Raw genomic sequence first — 14,900 nt, forward strand, 5'->3', positions numbered from 1 at the left:
TGCGTAGGAATGCGGTGCGTTAGCTGACAACGCGCCGATCTGCCCGGCGATATCCGAATTCATCTGCCAGCCTGCTCTCATGAATCTGGTGCTGCTGCACGGTCTCGGAGCCAACGGTCGGGTCTGGGACACCTGGCCGCCCGGCAAGTACGCGCCGGACCTTCCCGGCCACGGCACGGCCGCCCCGCTCCCGTCGTACACCTTCGCCGCCCTGGCAGCGGCGATCGCCGCGGATCTTCCGGTACGCCGGGACATCGTCGTGCTCGGCCATTCGCTCGGCGGCGTGATCGCACTCGAGCTGGCGAGCGGACGGTACGACGTGACGGTCACCCGGGTCGTCGCGCTCGGAGTGAAAGTGAGCTGGACAGCCGACGACTTGGGGCGCGCGACCGCCCTGGCGCAGAAGCCGGTCGCCTGGTTCGGCACCCGCGACGAGGCAGCCGCGCGTTTCCTGAAGGTCTCCGGCCTCGCCGGACTCGTGGACCCTGCCGACGCCGTCGTGGACCACGGCCTGCTGGAGCGGGACGGACGCTGGCGCCTGGCCATGGACCCCGGGACCTTCGGTGTCGGCGCGCCGGACATGCCCGCGCTGATCGCGGCGAGTCAGGCCGAGCTGGTGCTCGCACGCGGCGAAGGCGACCCGATGAACAGCGACGCCGAGCTGCACGCCCTGCACGACCAGGTCGTCACGCTGCCCGGCCTCGGTCACAACGCCCAGGTCGAGGACCCAACGGCGGTGGCGGCCCTGCTCAGGTGAGCGCCTGCAGGCCGATGACCGACAGCAGGCGGAGCTTCTCGGCCGCCTCGCTGTTCGGCGCGGCCGTGTAGACGACGATGCGCAGGTCGCTGCCCGGGACGGCGAGCACGTCGCAGTCGATGACGAGCGTGCCGACCTCGGGATGCCGGATGGTTTTCTGCTCGGTCTGGTGGAAGCCGACGACCGACTGGTCCCACAGCTGGGCGAACTCGTCGTACCCGGTCCGGAGCTCCTCGATCAGCCCTGTCAGCTCTGGGTCGTGCGGATAGCGGGCGAGGGAGACGCGCAGGTCGGTGACCATCGCCACCCGGAAGGCCCGCCGCTGGTCGGGGGTCTGCACGACGCGGTCGCCAGTTGACGCGAACTGCCGGTAGATGATGTTCCGCCAGCGGCCCTGCCAGGGCGACGGATCGCCGATCAGCGCAGCGAACAGCGGGTTCCAGCTGATGATCGTCCAGGCGGCGTCACAGACGCACAGCGGCGCACCCTCGAGCTGGTCGACGATCCGTTGCACGCCCGGCGGAATGTACGCCGAGATGCGGCCGGGCGACGGCTCGACCTCGCCCGCGAGCACGAACAGATGGTTGCGCTCGGCCTCGGACAACCGCAGCGCCCGGGCCAGCGCGGTCAGCACCTGGACCGACGGCGACTCCGAGCGGCCCTGCTCCAGCCGCACGACGTAGTCGACCGACAACCCGGCGAGCTGCGCCAGCTCCTCGCGGCGCAGCCCCGGCGCCCGGCGCTTCCCGCCCGACGGCAGCCCGGCCTCCGCGGGCGTCACCCGGTCGCGCCATGCGTGCAACGTCCTGCCGAGCTCACCCATGTCCCCAGTATCGCGGGCCGGCGGCGGTTCAGCCTGGTACTGCCGTTCCCTAGGACATCGCGGGCACTACCTGCCCCGGAACGCCGGCGCGAGGGTGGGGCCATGACCACAACACTCATCACCGGGGCCAACCGAGGCCTCGGCTACGAAACCGCCCGCCGGCTGGTCGAGGCCGGCCACACCGTGTACGTCGGCGCCCGGGATCCCCAGCGCGGCAAGCAGGCCGCGGACGAACTCGGCGCGCACTACCTCCCGCTGGACGTCACCAGCGACGAGTCGGTCGACGCCGCCGCGGAACAGCTCACCGAGCTCGACGTACTGATCAACAACGCCGGCATCCCCGGTCCGTTCAAGGAGGCCCGGGACCTGACTGCCGACGAGTTCCATCAGGTGTTCGACCTGAACGTCTACGGGCCGGTGCGGATGATCCACCGGTTCCTGCCGCTGCTCGAGCGCAGCGCCGACCCGGTGATCGTGAACGTGTCCAGCGGGCTCGGCTCGATCGCCGCCGCGGTGCAGGCGGACGCGATCGACACGGTGCCGGTGTGGGTGCCGGCCCCGGCGTACGGCGCCTCGAAGGCGGCGCTCAACATGCTGACGGTGCAGTACGCGAAGCAGCTGCCGAACCTGCGGATCAACACCGTCGACCCGGGCTACACCGCCACCGACTTCAACGGCCGCACCGGCTACCAGACCGTCGAGGAGGGCGCAGAGATCATCGTCCGGCTCGCCATGATCGACAAGGACGGGCCGACCGCGGAGTACCTGAGCCTGCACGGAACCATCCCCTGGTGATCAAAGGGGTGATCAAGGGGTGATCAGAGAGTGATCAGCACTCGATGACGTTGACCGCGAGACCGCCGCGGGAGGTCTCCTTGTACTTGATCTTCATGTCCGCGCCGGTCTCGCGCATGGTCTTGATGACCTTGTCGAGGGTGACCACGTGCACGCCGTCGCCGTGCATCGCCATCCGGGCCGCGTTGATCGCCTTCACCGAGGCCATCGCGTTCCGCTCGATGCACGGGATCTGCACCAGGCCGCCGACCGGGTCGCAGGTCAGGCCGAGGTTGTGCTCCATCGCGATCTCGGCTGCGTTCTCGACCTGCTGCGGCGTCCCGCCGAGCACCTCGCAGAGACCGGCCGCGGCCATCGAGCAGGCGGACCCGACCTCGCCCTGGCAGCCGACCTCGGCGCCGGAGATCGACGCGTTCTCCTTGTAGAGCACGCCGATCGCGCCGGCCGTCAGCAGGAACCGGACCGCGCCGTCCTCGGTCGCCCCGGGCACGAAGCGCCGGTAGTAGTGCAGCACGGCCGGGATGATGCCGGCGGCGCCGTTGGTCGGGGCGGTGACGATCCGGCCGCCGGAGGCGTTCTGCTCGTTGACGGCGAGCGCGAACAGGTTCACCCAGTCCATCACCTTGAGCGGGTCGACCGACCACGGGTCCTGGCTGAGCTTCTTGTGCAGGGCGTGCGCCCGGCGCGGCACCTTCAGCCCGCCGGGCAGGATGCCCTCGGTCTCGCAGCCCTCCCGGACGCAGTCCTGCATCACCTGCCAGATGTGCAGCAGGCCGTCGCGGACCTCCTCCTCGGTGCGCCAGGCGAGCTCGTTCGCGAGCATCACCTCGCTGATCGACAGCTGCGACTCCCGGCACCGCTCGAGCAGCTCCGCGCCGGTCGTGAACGGATACTTCAGCGGGGTGGTGTCCGGCACGATCCGGTCCCCCGCGGCGGCGTTCTGGTCGACGACGAACCCGCCGCCGACCGAGTAGTAGGTGCGTTCCCGCAGCACCGCGCCGGTCGCATCGCGGGCCACGAAGATCATCCCGTTCGGGTGGTACGGGAGGGCCTTGCGGCGGTGCATCAGCAGGTCGGTGTTCTCGTCGAACGCGATCTCGTGGGTGCCGGCCAGCAGGATCCGGCCGCGCTCGCGGATCGTCTCGACGCGGGCGTCGACCGAGTGCGTGACCACGGTCTCCGGGTCGGCCCCCTCGAGCCCGAGCAGGACGGCCTTGTTGCTGCCGTGGCCGTGCCCGGTGGCGCCGAGCGAGCCGAACAGCTGGGCCTCGACGGTCGTCGTCGCGGCCAGCAGGCCGTCGTCGGCCAGGCCGAGCGCGAAGGTCCGGGCGGCGCGCATCGGTCCCACGGTGTGGGAGCTCGACGGGCCGATCCCGATACTGAACAGGTCGAAGACGCTGATCGCCATCGTGTGGAGGTTCCTTCCGGTCGCCGTTGACCGTTTGGTGTCCTCCCCGCTCTGTTGGACTGGGCGTCCTCCAGAGGTGCCTCGCCCGCGCGGTGAAGGTGCCTGAGAGATTCTTGGGGAGAGTTGCTCCTACGGCGCCCGGTTCGTGTCCGGGTCTCTCCCGCACGGGTTCATGCGGCTGTTGAGTTGACTGACGCCTCGGACGGTACGGGGGTCCGCCGGGCCGCGTCAATCCGGCCGGTGCGGACCGCCCAGATCTCGAAGAACCAGGTGAACAACGGGGGAACGCTTGCCGCCAGCGCGGCCAGCGTCACCGGCCAGGACCAGCGCAACGGCCCGCGCACGGCGAGCACGGTGACCACGTAGCCGACGAAGATGCCGCCGTGGATCGGCCCGAAGATCTTGACCCCGATCTCGTTGTCGGACAGCACGTACTTGAACAGCATCCCGATCAGCAGTCCGGTCCACGAGATCGCCTCGGCGATCGCCACCGTCCGGAACCACGCCGCATGTTTGGTACTCATCAACGACCGACCCTAACAAGGCCCCCAAGCCGTGATCGGGGTCACGCGGGGCTCGTCCCGGATGCCGCCAGCAAGCGATTGCCCGAAGGATCGGCGGCATGACGTTCATCCGACGCGCCCTGGCCGGCGCGGTAGTACTCGGCGTCGGCGGCGCCGGGCTGACGGCCACCGCCTCCGCGACCAGCCCGCCGCTGCACTGGGCCGACTGCCAACCTGAGGGCAAGGACGATCCCGCGGCGGTGGAGGGCTCGCAGTGCGCGACCTTGCAACTGCCTGTCGACTGGCGGAACCCGGACGGGCCCACCTTCGGCCTCGCACTGGCCCGGAGAAAGGCATCGGAGCCGAGCGAGCGGGTCGGGGTGCTCGTGTTCGGCCCGGGCGGCCCGGGTGATTCCGGGGTCGACCGGATCAAGACGGGAATCGACCGGTTCAGCACGGACCTGCAGGACCGTTTCGACATCGTCAGCTTCGACCCGCGCGGTGTGGCGCGCAGCAACCCGGTGAAGTGCTCCGCCGATCTGCTGAACAAACAGCCGTCGCCGATCATCAGGAGCGCGGCCGAGTTCACCGCCACCATCAACTACAACCGGCAGCTCGCCACGGACTGCCGTGAACACACCGGCCCGCTGTACGACCACATCGACACCTGGCAGACGGTGCGCGACGTCGACGCCGTACGGCGGGCGCTCGGCGAGTCCACGATCTCGTTCCACGGCAGCTCGTACGGGACCCTGCTCGGAGCGCAGTACGCCGCGACGTACCCGCACCGCGTCCGCGCGATGGTGCTGGAGAGCGTCATCGACCACAGCTCCGCCACGACGCGTGACTTCCTGGACGCGCAGGCAGCCGCGGGACAGGACTCGTTCGACGAGTTCGTGAAGTGGTGCGACGCAACGACGAGCTGTGCACTGCACGGCACCGACATCCATGCGCGCTGGGCTGAGCTGCTGGCGAAGTCGCCGGATCCGTTCATCTTGAGCTACTCGGTGTTCCGGGCGCTCTACGAACCGAAGTGGACTGCGCTGGCCGAGCTGCTGAAGGCCGGTGTGACTCCCCCGAAGCCCACGCAGACCGGTGCGTACCCGCTGGCCGTTTTCTGCCAGGACTGGAACCTGCCGGTTCGGGACTACCGCGAGTACGCCGCACACCTCCAGCGGCTCGCCCGCAACAACCAGGACCTGCGCTATCCCGGTCAGCTCATGGCAGTGTCGATCTGTCTCGGCTCTCCGCCCGCGAACAACCCGCAGCACCGGCTGAAGGTACGTGGGCTCAAGACATCGGTACTTCTCGCCAACGCGATCCACGACCCGGCGACCGGCTACTCGTTCGCACAGAGCGTGGAGCGCCAGCTCGGGCGGAACGGCGTACTGCTGACCTACCAGGGCTGGGGGCACGGCAGCTACACGAAGAGCCCGTGCATGCAGAGCGCAGTCGACGACTACCTGATCGCGAAGGACGTGCCCGAGCGCGGCAGCAGCTGCGCCGCCGTACCACCTGCCGGGTAGCGGGTCAGACGGGAACGCCGGTCACTTCGAGGACCCGGTCCAGGTGATCGCCGCGGACCAGTCGCCCCGCCATCAGCCGGAGCTCGGTGCAGGCGCTCTCCAGCGCCTGCGCCTGGGTCCGGCAGTTGTCGACGTACCAGAACGGGTCGTCCGGTTGCGGATCGTCGGCGTCGTCGATGTCGGCGTACCAGTGCCGGCTGCCGCAGTTCACTACTCGCACACGCAGGTTCATGATGTAACTCCCCCGTACCCAGCGGACCCTGGGTTCCCCCCTTTTTCGGCCCCAGTCCAGGGCCGACTCGGCCTGGCGTGTGATCAGAGGCCCCCCACTCCCACACGCCGGCCGAGTTCGACCCTCCCCCGCCTGCTACATCGGGGCTGCCGCGGCGAACGTTACTGGCCGTGACGAGTAATTTTGATTACTTCGCTGCGAGCTGCGACCGGGTCCACTGCTCGAGACCGTCGGTGGTGATCGGCAGGTCCGCGGTGAGGATCTCCAGGCGGTCGGGATGGACCACGACGTTGTCCTCGATCCGGATGCCGATGCCGCGCAGCTCCGGCGGGACGGTCTCGTCGTTGGGGTGGAAGTACAGGCCGGGCTCGACCGCGAGCGCCATCCCGGCCTCGATGGTGCCGGCGAAGTACGCCTCCGGCCGGGACGCGTCGCAGTCGTGCACGTCGAGGCCGATGTAGTGCCCGGTCCCGCAGACGATGTACCGCCGGTGCTGCTGCCCGTCCGGGCCGAGCAGTTCGTCGATCGACGCGTCCAGCAGACCCCAGTCACGCAGCCCTTCGGCCAGCACCCGCAGCGCCTCGTACTGGAAGGCGCGGTACGGCGCACCGACCTTGACGGCCTCGAGCGACGCGAGCTGCGCCTTGTGCACCAGGTCGTGCACCTGCCGCTGGGCCGCCGTGAACTCGCCGGTGGCGGGGAAGGTCCGGGTCACGTCCGCGGTGTAGAGGGTGCGGGTCTCGACGCCGGCGTCCAGCAGGATCACGTCGCCCTCGTTGACCGGGCCGTCGTTGCGGACCCAGTGCAGCACCGGAGCGTGCTTGCCAGCGGCAACGATCGACGCGTAACCGACGCCGTTGCCCGCGGTCCGCGCGCGGCGATCGAAGGTGCCCTGCAGCCAGCGTTCGCCGCCGCCGCGGATCGCCTCGGGCAGCTCCCGCGCCACGTCACCGAACGCGAGCACGCTGGCCGCGACCGCTTCCCGTAGCTGGTCGAGCTCCCAGTCGTCCTTGATCCGGCGCAGTTCGGCGAGCGTCTGGCGCAACGCGTTGCCGTCGGTCGGCGAGGTCCGCACCAGGGCGTCCAGCATCGGTTCGACGCCCGGCACCGACAGCATGAACGGGACCGCGCCGCGCACCGCCGCGGGCAGTTCCTCGATCGGGCGGCAGGCGATCTGCAGCGCGTCCGACCAGTCCTTCAGGCCCGGCACCGGGCCGATCCACAGCTCACCGTCGCGCGCGTTCGCGAAGAAGTCCGCCTCGTCCGGCCCGGCCGTCTCGCGCAGGTAGAGCGTCGCGTCGCCGTCCCCGGAGATGACCAGGACGGCGCCTTCGGCCTGGCAGCCGGTCAGCCAGACGAAGTCGCTGTCGGCGCGGAACGGGTAGTCGGTGTCGTTCGACCGGACCGGCGCCCGGCCGGCCGCGAGCGCGATCCGGCGTCCGGGCAGCGCGGCGGCGAGCTTGCGCCGATGCTCCGCGGCCGCCTCGGCGAGCCCCTCCGGCACTGTCACCGAGCGGTCCACCGGCCCCCAGCCGCGAGAGACGAACTCCCAGAACCCCTTGGCGTCGATCGGGCGGTAGGACTTCGGCGTCTGGTCGGTCCGGGCGTCATCGGTCATGAGCTGAGCTCCCCTTACAGCTGTCGGTGTGAGCTCATCAACTCAGGTCCGCGCGGGGCCGCGCAAGCCCTTATCCCGGAACGCGGCGAGGATGCCGGCCTCGGAGTCGAGCAGGTACTGGTGCAGGTCCGCGGCGGCCTGCTCGTACTTGCGGGCCTCCAACAGCTCGAACAGCGTGCGGTTCCGCACGATATACGGCTCGTGCAGCTCCCGCGGCGTCGCGATCACCTGAAAGACCAGCCGCAACTCGGCCAGCAGCTGACTGGTGATCGCGTTCAGCCTGGCGCTGTCGGCGAGCCCGATCAGGTGCTCGTGGAACCGCATGTTCGCGGTGCCGGCCGCCGGCCAGCGATCCGCCAGCGCGGCCGCCTCGGCTGCCTCGACATCGTCCAGCAACGGCTCGAGCCGACTCGCTGGCACCTCTGGATCGCGCTCACCCAACGCCCGTACGACGTCCACCTCGAGCACCCGGCGGAGCCGGTACAGGTCGACCACGTCATGCTCGTCCAGCTCCGGGACGAACACCCCGCGGTGCAGCTTGTAGACCAGCAGTCCTTCGTGAGTGAGCAGCCGGAAAGCCTCCCGCAGTGTGTTCCGGCTGATCTCCAGAACCTCGGTCAGCTCGATCTCGGACAGCTGCGCACCGGGCGGCAGGGCACCCTCGGTGATACTGCGACGGAGGATGTCGGCCGCGCGCTCGGCCGAGCTGCTGCGATCCAGCCGCGCCACGTCGGCCGCGACCCTTCGCAGCCAGGCCTGCCGGCCGTCGTCTTCCGTCTCGCCCGTACCCACCCCCGCATCATCGCCCACGCCGCGCGCAGCGGGGAACTCTTGTCGAACGAAGCTCTTGCAGGATTGTTGAACAATTCCTAGTCTCGATGACACGGAACGCAGGCGAGAGGCGGGATCGGGTGGCAGCGAAGTGGGAGTTCTGGATCGATCGTGGCGGCACGTTCACCGACGTCGTCGCCCGGCGGCCCGACGGCACGGTGGTCGCCCACAAGCTGCTTTCCGAGAACCCCGGCCGCTACCGGGACGCAGCCGTCGAGGGGATCCGGCAGCTCCTCGGTGTGCCCGCCGGCGAGCGCCTGCCGACCGACCGGATCGACGTGGTCAAGATGGGTACGACCGTTGCCACCAACGCCCTGCTCGAGCGCAAGGGTGAGCCGACGGCGCTTGTCATCACCAAGGGATTTCGGGACGCACCCAGGATCGCGTACCAGAACCGCCCGCGGATCTTCGCCCGCGAGATCGTGCTGCCCGAGCTGGTCTACTCGCGGGTGATCGAAGCGGACGAGCGCGTTGCGGCGGACGGCGAGGTCGTCGTCACGCTCGACGAGCAAGCAGTGGCACGGGACCTACAGCAGGCGTACGACGACGGCTTGCGATCAGTCGCCGTGGTTTGCGTCCACGGGTACCGCCACACCCGGCACGAGGTGGCGATCGGGGAGATCGCGCGACGGATCGGCTTCACCCAGGTCTCGCTGTCCCATGAGTGCAGCCCGTTGATGAAGCTCGTGTCGCGAGGTGACACCACGGTCGTCGACGCCTACCTCTCGCCGATCCTGCGCCGGTACGTGGATCAGGTGGCGGCCGAGCTGGACGGCGTACGGGTGATGTTCATGCAGTCCAACGGCGGTCTGACCGAAGCACATCTGTTCCGCGGCAAGGACGCGATCCTGTCCGGCCCCGCCGGCGGCGTCGTGGGGATGGCGCGCACCACCACGGCGGCCGGGTTCGACCGAGTGATCGGATTCGACATGGGCGGCACGTCCACCGACGTGTCGCACTACGCGGGTGAGTTCGAGCGCGAGCTGGAGACCCTTGTCGCCGGGGTCCGGATGCGGGCGCCGATGATGAGCATTCACACGGTGGCGGCCGGCGGCGGATCGATCCTCACCTTCGACGGCAGCCGGTACCGGGTGGGGCCGGACTCGGCAGGCGCGGATCCCGGGCCGGCGTCGTACCGCAAGGGCGGTCCGCTCACGGTCACCGACGCGAACGTCATGCTCGGCAGGATCCAGCCGGACTTCTTCCCCGCGGTCTTCGGCGACCACGGCGATCAGCCCCTCGACGCGGACGTCGTACGCCGGAAGTTCGCCGAGCTGGCCGACGCGATCGCCGACGGCCGGAGCCCCGAACAGGTTGCGGCCGGGTTCGCCGACATCGCGGTCGCGAACATGGCGAACGCGATCAAGAAGATCTCGGTCCAGCGCGGGTACGACGTCACCCGGTACGTGCTGGCGACCTTCGGCGGCGCGGGCGGTCAGCACGCGTGCGCCGTCGCCGATGCGCTGGGCATGACCGAAGTACTGATCCACCCGCTCGCCGGGGTTCTGTCGGCCTACGGCATGGGGCTCGCCGACGTCGCGGCCCTCCGCGAGCGGGCGGTCGAGGCGCCCCTGACCGACGCCGTACTCCCGGAGCTCTCGAAGGTCCTCGACGAACTCCAGGCCGACGCCGCCGCCGAACTCGAGCGCGAAGGCGTCCCGGCCGAACGGATCACCGCGATCCGCCGGGCCTTGCTGCGCTACGACGGCACCGACACGGCGGTGGCCGTGTCGACCGGCACCGTGCAGGCGATGGTGACGGAGTTCGAGACCGCCTATCGCCGACGGTTCTCGTTCTTGATGCCCGGCAAGCAGATTGTCGTCGAAGCGGTGTCGCTCGAACTGCTGGGCGCGGCCGGAGACAGTGCGGCGACCTGGGACCGGCGGACCCGCGAGGACAGCGCTCTGCAGGCGGTAGCGAGCGTGCCGATGTTCTCGGCCGGCTCATGGACGGACGTGAACCTCTACCGACGCGCCGATATCGTTCCCGGCGACGCCGTGGACGGGCCGGCCGTCATCGCCGAGGACAACGCGACGACCGTGGTCGAGCCTGGCTGGCGTGCCGAAGTGAACGACCTCGGCCACCTGCTGTTGCGCCGGGTGACCGCCCGGCCGGTCCAGCGGGCGATCGGGACCGAGGCCGACCCCGTGATGCTGGAGATCTTCAACAACCTGTTCATGTCGATCGCCGAGCAGATGGGTGTGCGGCTCCAGAGCACCTCGCAGTCGGTCAACATCAAGGAGCGCCTGGACTTCTCCTGCGCACTGTTCGATGCCGAGGGCAACCTGATCGCGAACGCCCCGCACATCCCCGTCCATCTCGGTTCGATGGGCGAAAGCATCAGGATGGTCATTGCCGGTAACGCCGGACGGATGGCGCCGGGCGACACCTACGTGCTCAACAACCCGTACCGCGGCGGCACCCACCTTCCCGACGTCACGGTGGTGACCCCGGTCTTCGACCGGGCCGGACGGGAGATCCTGTTCTACGTCGCCTCCCGCGGCCATCATGCGGAGATCGGCGGGATCACGCCGGGATCGATGCCCGCGAACAGCACCCACATCGACGAGGAAGGGGTGCTGATCGACAACTGGCTGCTCGTCTCCGGCGGTGTCCTGCGAGAGCCCGAAACCATCGAGCTGCTCGGCTCCGCGGCGTACCCGTCACGCAATCCGACGACGAACATCGCCGATCTGCGCGCTCAGGTCGCGGCCAACGAGAAGGGCGTCGACGAGCTGCTCGCAATGGTCGACCACTTCGGACTCGACGTCGTGTCGGCGTACATGGAACACGTCCGCCGCAACGCCACCGAAGCAGTCCAGCGGGTCATTCCGACGCTCCGGGACGGCCGGTACAGCTACGAGCTCGACTCGGGTGCGCGGATCGAGGTGTCGGTCCGCGTGGATGCCGGCGCGCGCACCGCCGAGATCGACTTCACCGGCACCTCCGCACAGCAACCGAACAACGGCAACGCGCCGTCGTCGGTCGTGATGGCTGCAGTGCTGTATGTGTTCCGCACGCTGGTCGACGACGAGATCCCCCTGAATTCGGGCTGTCTGGAGCCGCTGCGGGTGATCATCCCACCGGGCTCGATGCTGTCGCCGGAGTACCCCGCGGCGGTTGCCGCCGGCAACGTCGAGGTCTCGCAGGCAGTCACCGGCGCGTTGTACGCCGCGCTCGGCGTCCAGGCGGAGGGGTCCGGGACCATGAACAACGTGACGTTCGGCAACGAGCGCTACCAGTACTACGAGACGGTGGCCAGTGGCTCCGGCGCCGGCGAAGGCTTCGACGGCGCCGACGTGGTGCAGACCCACATGACGAACTCACGGCTCACCGATCCCGAGGTGCTGGAGTGGCGGTATCCGGTCCGGCTGGAGAGCTTCGAGATCCGCGAGGGCAGCGGAGGCGACGGCCGGTGGCGCGGCGGCGACGGCGGCCGCCGCATGCTCCGCTTCCTGGAGCCGATGACCGTCACCACGCTCGCCAGCCACCGCCGCGTACCGCCGTACGGAATGGCCGGCGGCCACCCCGGGAGCCTCGGTCACCAATGGATCGAACGCACGGACGGCACCGTGACCGAGATGGACGGCTGCGACTCCGTTCAGTTGTCCGCCGGCGACATCTTCGTCATCGAGACCCCCGGAGGCGGCGGCTACGGCCCACCGTCCAGCTGAACTCGCCGGCCCAGGGCAGCCTCGGTACGGTTGCTCAGGTCTGGACGCGGCCGTGCATCTCGGCCGCGAAGGTGTCCTGCGCGATGCGCATGACGGCGAGTTCGTCCGGGTCTGCGAAGAGCTCGCGGGCCTTGCTCTCGGGGACGTCCTCGACGTGGGTCTGGAGCCACCAGATGTTGCCGACCGGGTCCTTCACCCGGCAGCCGCGGTCGCCGGTGATACCGGAGTACATCAACTCGGTCACCACGGTGGCGCCGGCGTCGAGGGCCCGCTGATAGGTGCGCTCGACATCGTCGACGTACACGCTCAGGAAGGACGGGGTGTCCGGCCAGTCGGCCGCCGCGTCGAAGGTCATCAGCACCGATTCGCCGACGGTGATCTCGGCGTGGCCGACGGTGCCGTCCTGGTTCGGGAACCGTCCGCTCGTCTTGACCTCGAAGGTGTGCTCCACGAACTCGAGGAAGGCGTCCGCGCCCTTCGCCACGATGTAGGGCGTGATCGTCGACTTACCGTTTGGTGTGCTCATACCTCGAGTCTGACGTTGATAGCGGACGGACTCTGTCCTCTTCCTCGTCGGATCGCGCGGCCCGGAAGCGGCGGCGGTACTCAGTCGGCGTCGTGCCGAGATGACGTGCGAACGCCCGGCGCAACGTCTCGTCGCTGCCGAGCCCGCTGAGGCGTGCTGCCGTGGTGATGCTGTGCCCGTCCAGCAGCAGTTGTTGCGCCCGGTCCAGCCGTACACGCTCGACCCATCGGCCGGGCGTGGTGTTGAACTCGCTCTGGAACAGCCGGGTCAGATGTCGTGGACTGACCGCGGCCGCCGCAGCCAGGCTCGGCAGGCTGTGGTCAGCCGCCGGGTCCGTGACCACGGTGTCGGCGAGTGCCCGCAGCAGATCGGTGCGCGGCGGAGGGGTCGCCATCGCGGTCGAGAACTGCGACTGGCCGCCGGGGCGCTGCATGAAGACGACGAGTTCACGCGCCACGGCTCTGGCCGTCTCGGAGCCGTGGTCTGCTTCGACCAACGCGAGTGTGAGGTCGATGCCGGCGCTGATCCCCGCCGAGGTCAGGTACCGCCCGTCGGTGACGTGGAGTGCGTCCGGCAGGACCTCCACCTTCGGATACTGCTGCGCCATCGCCGCCGCATGCCGCCAATGCGTCGTCGCCTTCCGCCCATCCAGCATCCCGAGCGCCGCCAAGACGAACGCCCCACTGCACACCGACGCCACGCGCCGGACCCCGTCCGCCAACCTCGCCGTCACCTGCAGAACCTCGCCCGGCACCCCGCGCACCAGATCATCCGCCCCAGCCACCACCACGGTGTCGACCACGCCGACGTCAGCAGCCCGGACCACCCCCGCCAGCACCACACCCGAGGCAGAAGTCACCTCCCCGCCACCCGCAGACACAAGCACCGACTCGTACCGCACACTCCCACCCCATCGATTGCCCGCGCCCGGTCGGTCCCCCTCGGTCGGCCGGTCCCACTCGGTCGGCGCGCCCCGAGCCGGCCTGTTGTCGGCCGTGACCAGGTTGGCCTGGTGGAGGACCTCGAGCGGTCCGGTCACGTCGAGCAGCGTCACCCCGTCGTACACGACGAGCGCGACTCGGCATGTCCGAATCTGTGGTTCACCTGGCGATTTGGACATGGCGTCAGCGTACCCCGCACCGCGAACCTGAACGCATGACCGAAACCATCGCCGGCATCCAGATCCCCGACAGCGCCCTCGCCCGCGAGGCGACCGACCTCGTCCGCGACGCCGCGTCGCCGCTGCTCTTCGACCACTCCCGCCGCGTGTACCTGTTCGGCTCCCTCCGCGGCCGGGCGCAGGGTCTCTCCTTCGACCCCGAACTGCTGTACGTCGGCGCGATGTTCCACGACCTCGGCCTGACCGAGCGCTACCGCCGGACGGACCAGCGCTTCGAGATCGACGGCGCCGACGAGGCTCGGAGCTTCCTGCGGCGGCACGGGATCAGCGACGACGCCGCCGACCGCGTGTGGACGGCGATCGCGCTGCACACCACCCCGGAGATCCCGCTGCACATGTCCGCCGAGATCGCCCTCGTCACCCGCGGCGTCGAACTCGATGTCCTCGGCATCGGGTACGACGCGGTCACCGGCGCCGAGCGCGACGCCGTGACCGCCGCGCACCCCCGTCCCGACTTCAAGAACCGCATCCTCGCCGCGTTCACCGAAGGTATCCAGGACCGCCCGGCGACCACCTTCGGCAACGTGAAGGCCGACGTACTGGAGCACTTCGTCCCGGGCTTCCACCGCGGCGATTTCGTGGACGTCATCAAGAACTCGTCCTGGCCCGAGTGACCGCGGACGTTGCTTGTCCGGGAGCCGGGGACAGGTGAGGATGTCCGGTATGACGGAAAGTTCTGGAACGCCAGGCATCGACAGCACAGTTCCCCCGAGCGGCACCGGATGCGTCGAGTGTCTGCAGGCCGGCGGCTGGTGGTTCCACCTCCGCCGGTGCGCGCAGTGCGGTCACATCGGCTGCTGCGACTCCTCCCCCGCCCAGCACGCTTCCGCCCATGCCGCCGAGAGCGGCCACCCGATCGTCCGCAGCTTCGAGCCCGGCGAGGATTGGTTCTGGCACTACGGTGAGTCCCAGTACTACGACGGCCCCGACCTCGCCCCGCCGGCCGCTCGCCCCGAAGACCAGCCGGTCCCCGGCGGCAAGGTCCCCACCAACTGGCAGTCCCAGCTCCATCGGTAACTTCTGCCCC

At 69.5% G+C, this 14,900-nt stretch carries 14 protein-coding genes and 1 riboswitch; of the genes, 6 read left to right on the forward strand and 8 right to left on the reverse strand.

The genetic code is table 11. From position 1 onward, the window contains the following. Nucleotides 1–79: 79 nt before the first annotated feature. Complete coding sequence (locus ABZX12_RS19700) at nucleotides 80–757, forward strand: alpha/beta hydrolase (RefSeq protein ID WP_355694939.1); 678 nt, start codon at nucleotides 80–82, stop codon at nucleotides 755–757. On the opposite strand, the gene ABZX12_RS19705 is transcribed toward ABZX12_RS19700, so the two are convergent. Continuing rightward, entirely contained in the window at nucleotides 750–1,580 is an 831-nt protein-coding gene (locus ABZX12_RS19705; protein ID WP_355694940.1) for a helix-turn-helix transcriptional regulator, read from the reverse strand. The genes ABZX12_RS19700 and ABZX12_RS19705 overlap by 8 nt on opposite strands. Nucleotides 1,581–1,682: 102 nt before the next feature. On the opposite strand from ABZX12_RS19705, the gene ABZX12_RS19710 reads away from it, so the two are divergent. Continuing rightward, the gene (locus tag ABZX12_RS19710) at nucleotides 1,683–2,375 is read left to right on the forward strand and encodes an SDR family NAD(P)-dependent oxidoreductase (RefSeq protein WP_355694942.1); all 693 of its coding nucleotides are present in this window, start codon (nucleotides 1,683–1,685) and stop codon (nucleotides 2,373–2,375) included. A 34-nt stretch (nucleotides 2,376–2,409) separates the two neighbouring features. On the opposite strand, the gene ABZX12_RS19715 is transcribed toward ABZX12_RS19710, so the two are convergent. Both ABZX12_RS19715 and ABZX12_RS19720 read right to left on the reverse strand, forming a co-directional pair. Continuing rightward, on the reverse strand, nucleotides 2,410–3,783 hold the full coding sequence (locus tag ABZX12_RS19715) for an L-serine ammonia-lyase (RefSeq protein ID WP_355694944.1): 1,374 nt from the start codon (nucleotides 3,781–3,783) through the stop codon (nucleotides 2,410–2,412). A gap of 80 nt (nucleotides 3,784–3,863) precedes the next feature. Then, a riboswitch (glycine riboswitch) is annotated at nucleotides 3,864–3,956 on the reverse strand. Further along, nucleotides 3,954–4,307: a DUF3817 domain-containing protein gene (locus tag ABZX12_RS19720; protein ID WP_355694945.1), complete on the reverse strand. Its 354-nt coding sequence runs from the start codon at nucleotides 4,305–4,307 to the stop codon at nucleotides 3,954–3,956. Its footprint overlaps the riboswitch before it by 3 nt. 98 nt (nucleotides 4,308–4,405) lie before the next feature. Here ABZX12_RS19720 and ABZX12_RS19725 point away from each other — a divergent pair, with 98 nt between their 5' ends. Then, nucleotides 4,406–5,812, forward strand: coding sequence for an alpha/beta fold hydrolase (locus ABZX12_RS19725; protein ID WP_355694946.1), 1,407 nt, complete (start codon nucleotides 4,406–4,408; stop codon nucleotides 5,810–5,812). Between the two features lie 4 nt (nucleotides 5,813–5,816). Here ABZX12_RS19725 and ABZX12_RS19730 read toward each other — a convergent pair whose 3' ends face one another. From ABZX12_RS19730 to ABZX12_RS19740, 3 genes are all read right to left on the reverse strand, one after another. After that, on the reverse strand, nucleotides 5,817–6,044 hold the full coding sequence (locus ABZX12_RS19730; RefSeq protein ID WP_355694948.1) for a hypothetical protein: 228 nt from the start codon (nucleotides 6,042–6,044) through the stop codon (nucleotides 5,817–5,819). Nucleotides 6,045–6,231: 187 nt separating this feature from the next. Continuing rightward, nucleotides 6,232–7,662: an aminopeptidase P family protein gene (locus ABZX12_RS19735; RefSeq protein WP_355694950.1), complete on the reverse strand. Its 1,431-nt coding sequence runs from the start codon at nucleotides 7,660–7,662 to the stop codon at nucleotides 6,232–6,234. Between the two features lie 42 nt (nucleotides 7,663–7,704). After that, entirely contained in the window at nucleotides 7,705–8,454 is a 750-nt protein-coding gene (locus ABZX12_RS19740) for a GntR family transcriptional regulator (RefSeq protein WP_355694952.1), read from the reverse strand. A 119-nt stretch (nucleotides 8,455–8,573) separates the two neighbouring features. On the opposite strand from ABZX12_RS19740, the gene ABZX12_RS19745 reads away from it, so the two are divergent. Continuing rightward, on the forward strand, nucleotides 8,574–12,167 hold the full coding sequence (locus ABZX12_RS19745) for a hydantoinase B/oxoprolinase family protein (protein ID WP_355694953.1): 3,594 nt from the start codon (nucleotides 8,574–8,576) through the stop codon (nucleotides 12,165–12,167). Between the two features lie 34 nt (nucleotides 12,168–12,201). On the opposite strand, the gene ABZX12_RS19750 is transcribed toward ABZX12_RS19745, so the two are convergent. Together ABZX12_RS19750 and ABZX12_RS19755 are read right to left on the reverse strand one after the other, a co-directional pair. Beyond that, the gene (locus tag ABZX12_RS19750; protein WP_355694955.1) at nucleotides 12,202–12,693 is read right to left on the reverse strand and encodes a VOC family protein; all 492 of its coding nucleotides are present in this window, start codon (nucleotides 12,691–12,693) and stop codon (nucleotides 12,202–12,204) included. Then, nucleotides 12,674–13,813 (reverse strand): helix-turn-helix domain-containing protein, encoded by a 1,140-nt coding sequence (locus tag ABZX12_RS19755; RefSeq protein WP_355694956.1) that lies wholly within the window; start codon nucleotides 13,811–13,813, stop codon nucleotides 12,674–12,676. Before ABZX12_RS19755 ends, ABZX12_RS19750 begins: the two co-directional genes overlap by 20 nt. Before the next feature lie 35 nt (nucleotides 13,814–13,848). Between ABZX12_RS19755 and ABZX12_RS19760 the strand changes: the two genes are divergently transcribed. Both ABZX12_RS19760 and ABZX12_RS19765 read left to right on the forward strand, forming a co-directional pair. Next, nucleotides 13,849–14,487 carry an HD domain-containing protein gene (locus ABZX12_RS19760; protein WP_355694958.1) on the forward strand — a complete coding sequence of 213 codons (639 nt, stop codon included), beginning with the start codon at nucleotides 13,849–13,851 and terminating at the stop codon, nucleotides 14,485–14,487. 49 nt (nucleotides 14,488–14,536) lie between these two features. Continuing rightward, nucleotides 14,537–14,890 carry a UBP-type zinc finger domain-containing protein gene (locus tag ABZX12_RS19765; protein ID WP_355694960.1) on the forward strand — a complete coding sequence of 118 codons (354 nt, stop codon included), beginning with the start codon at nucleotides 14,537–14,539 and terminating at the stop codon, nucleotides 14,888–14,890. Nucleotides 14,891–14,900: the final 10 nt, after the last annotated feature.

Source organism: Kribbella sp. NPDC003505 (assembly GCF_040610875.1).
Classification (GTDB): domain Bacteria; phylum Actinomycetota; class Actinomycetes; order Propionibacteriales; family Kribbellaceae; genus Kribbella.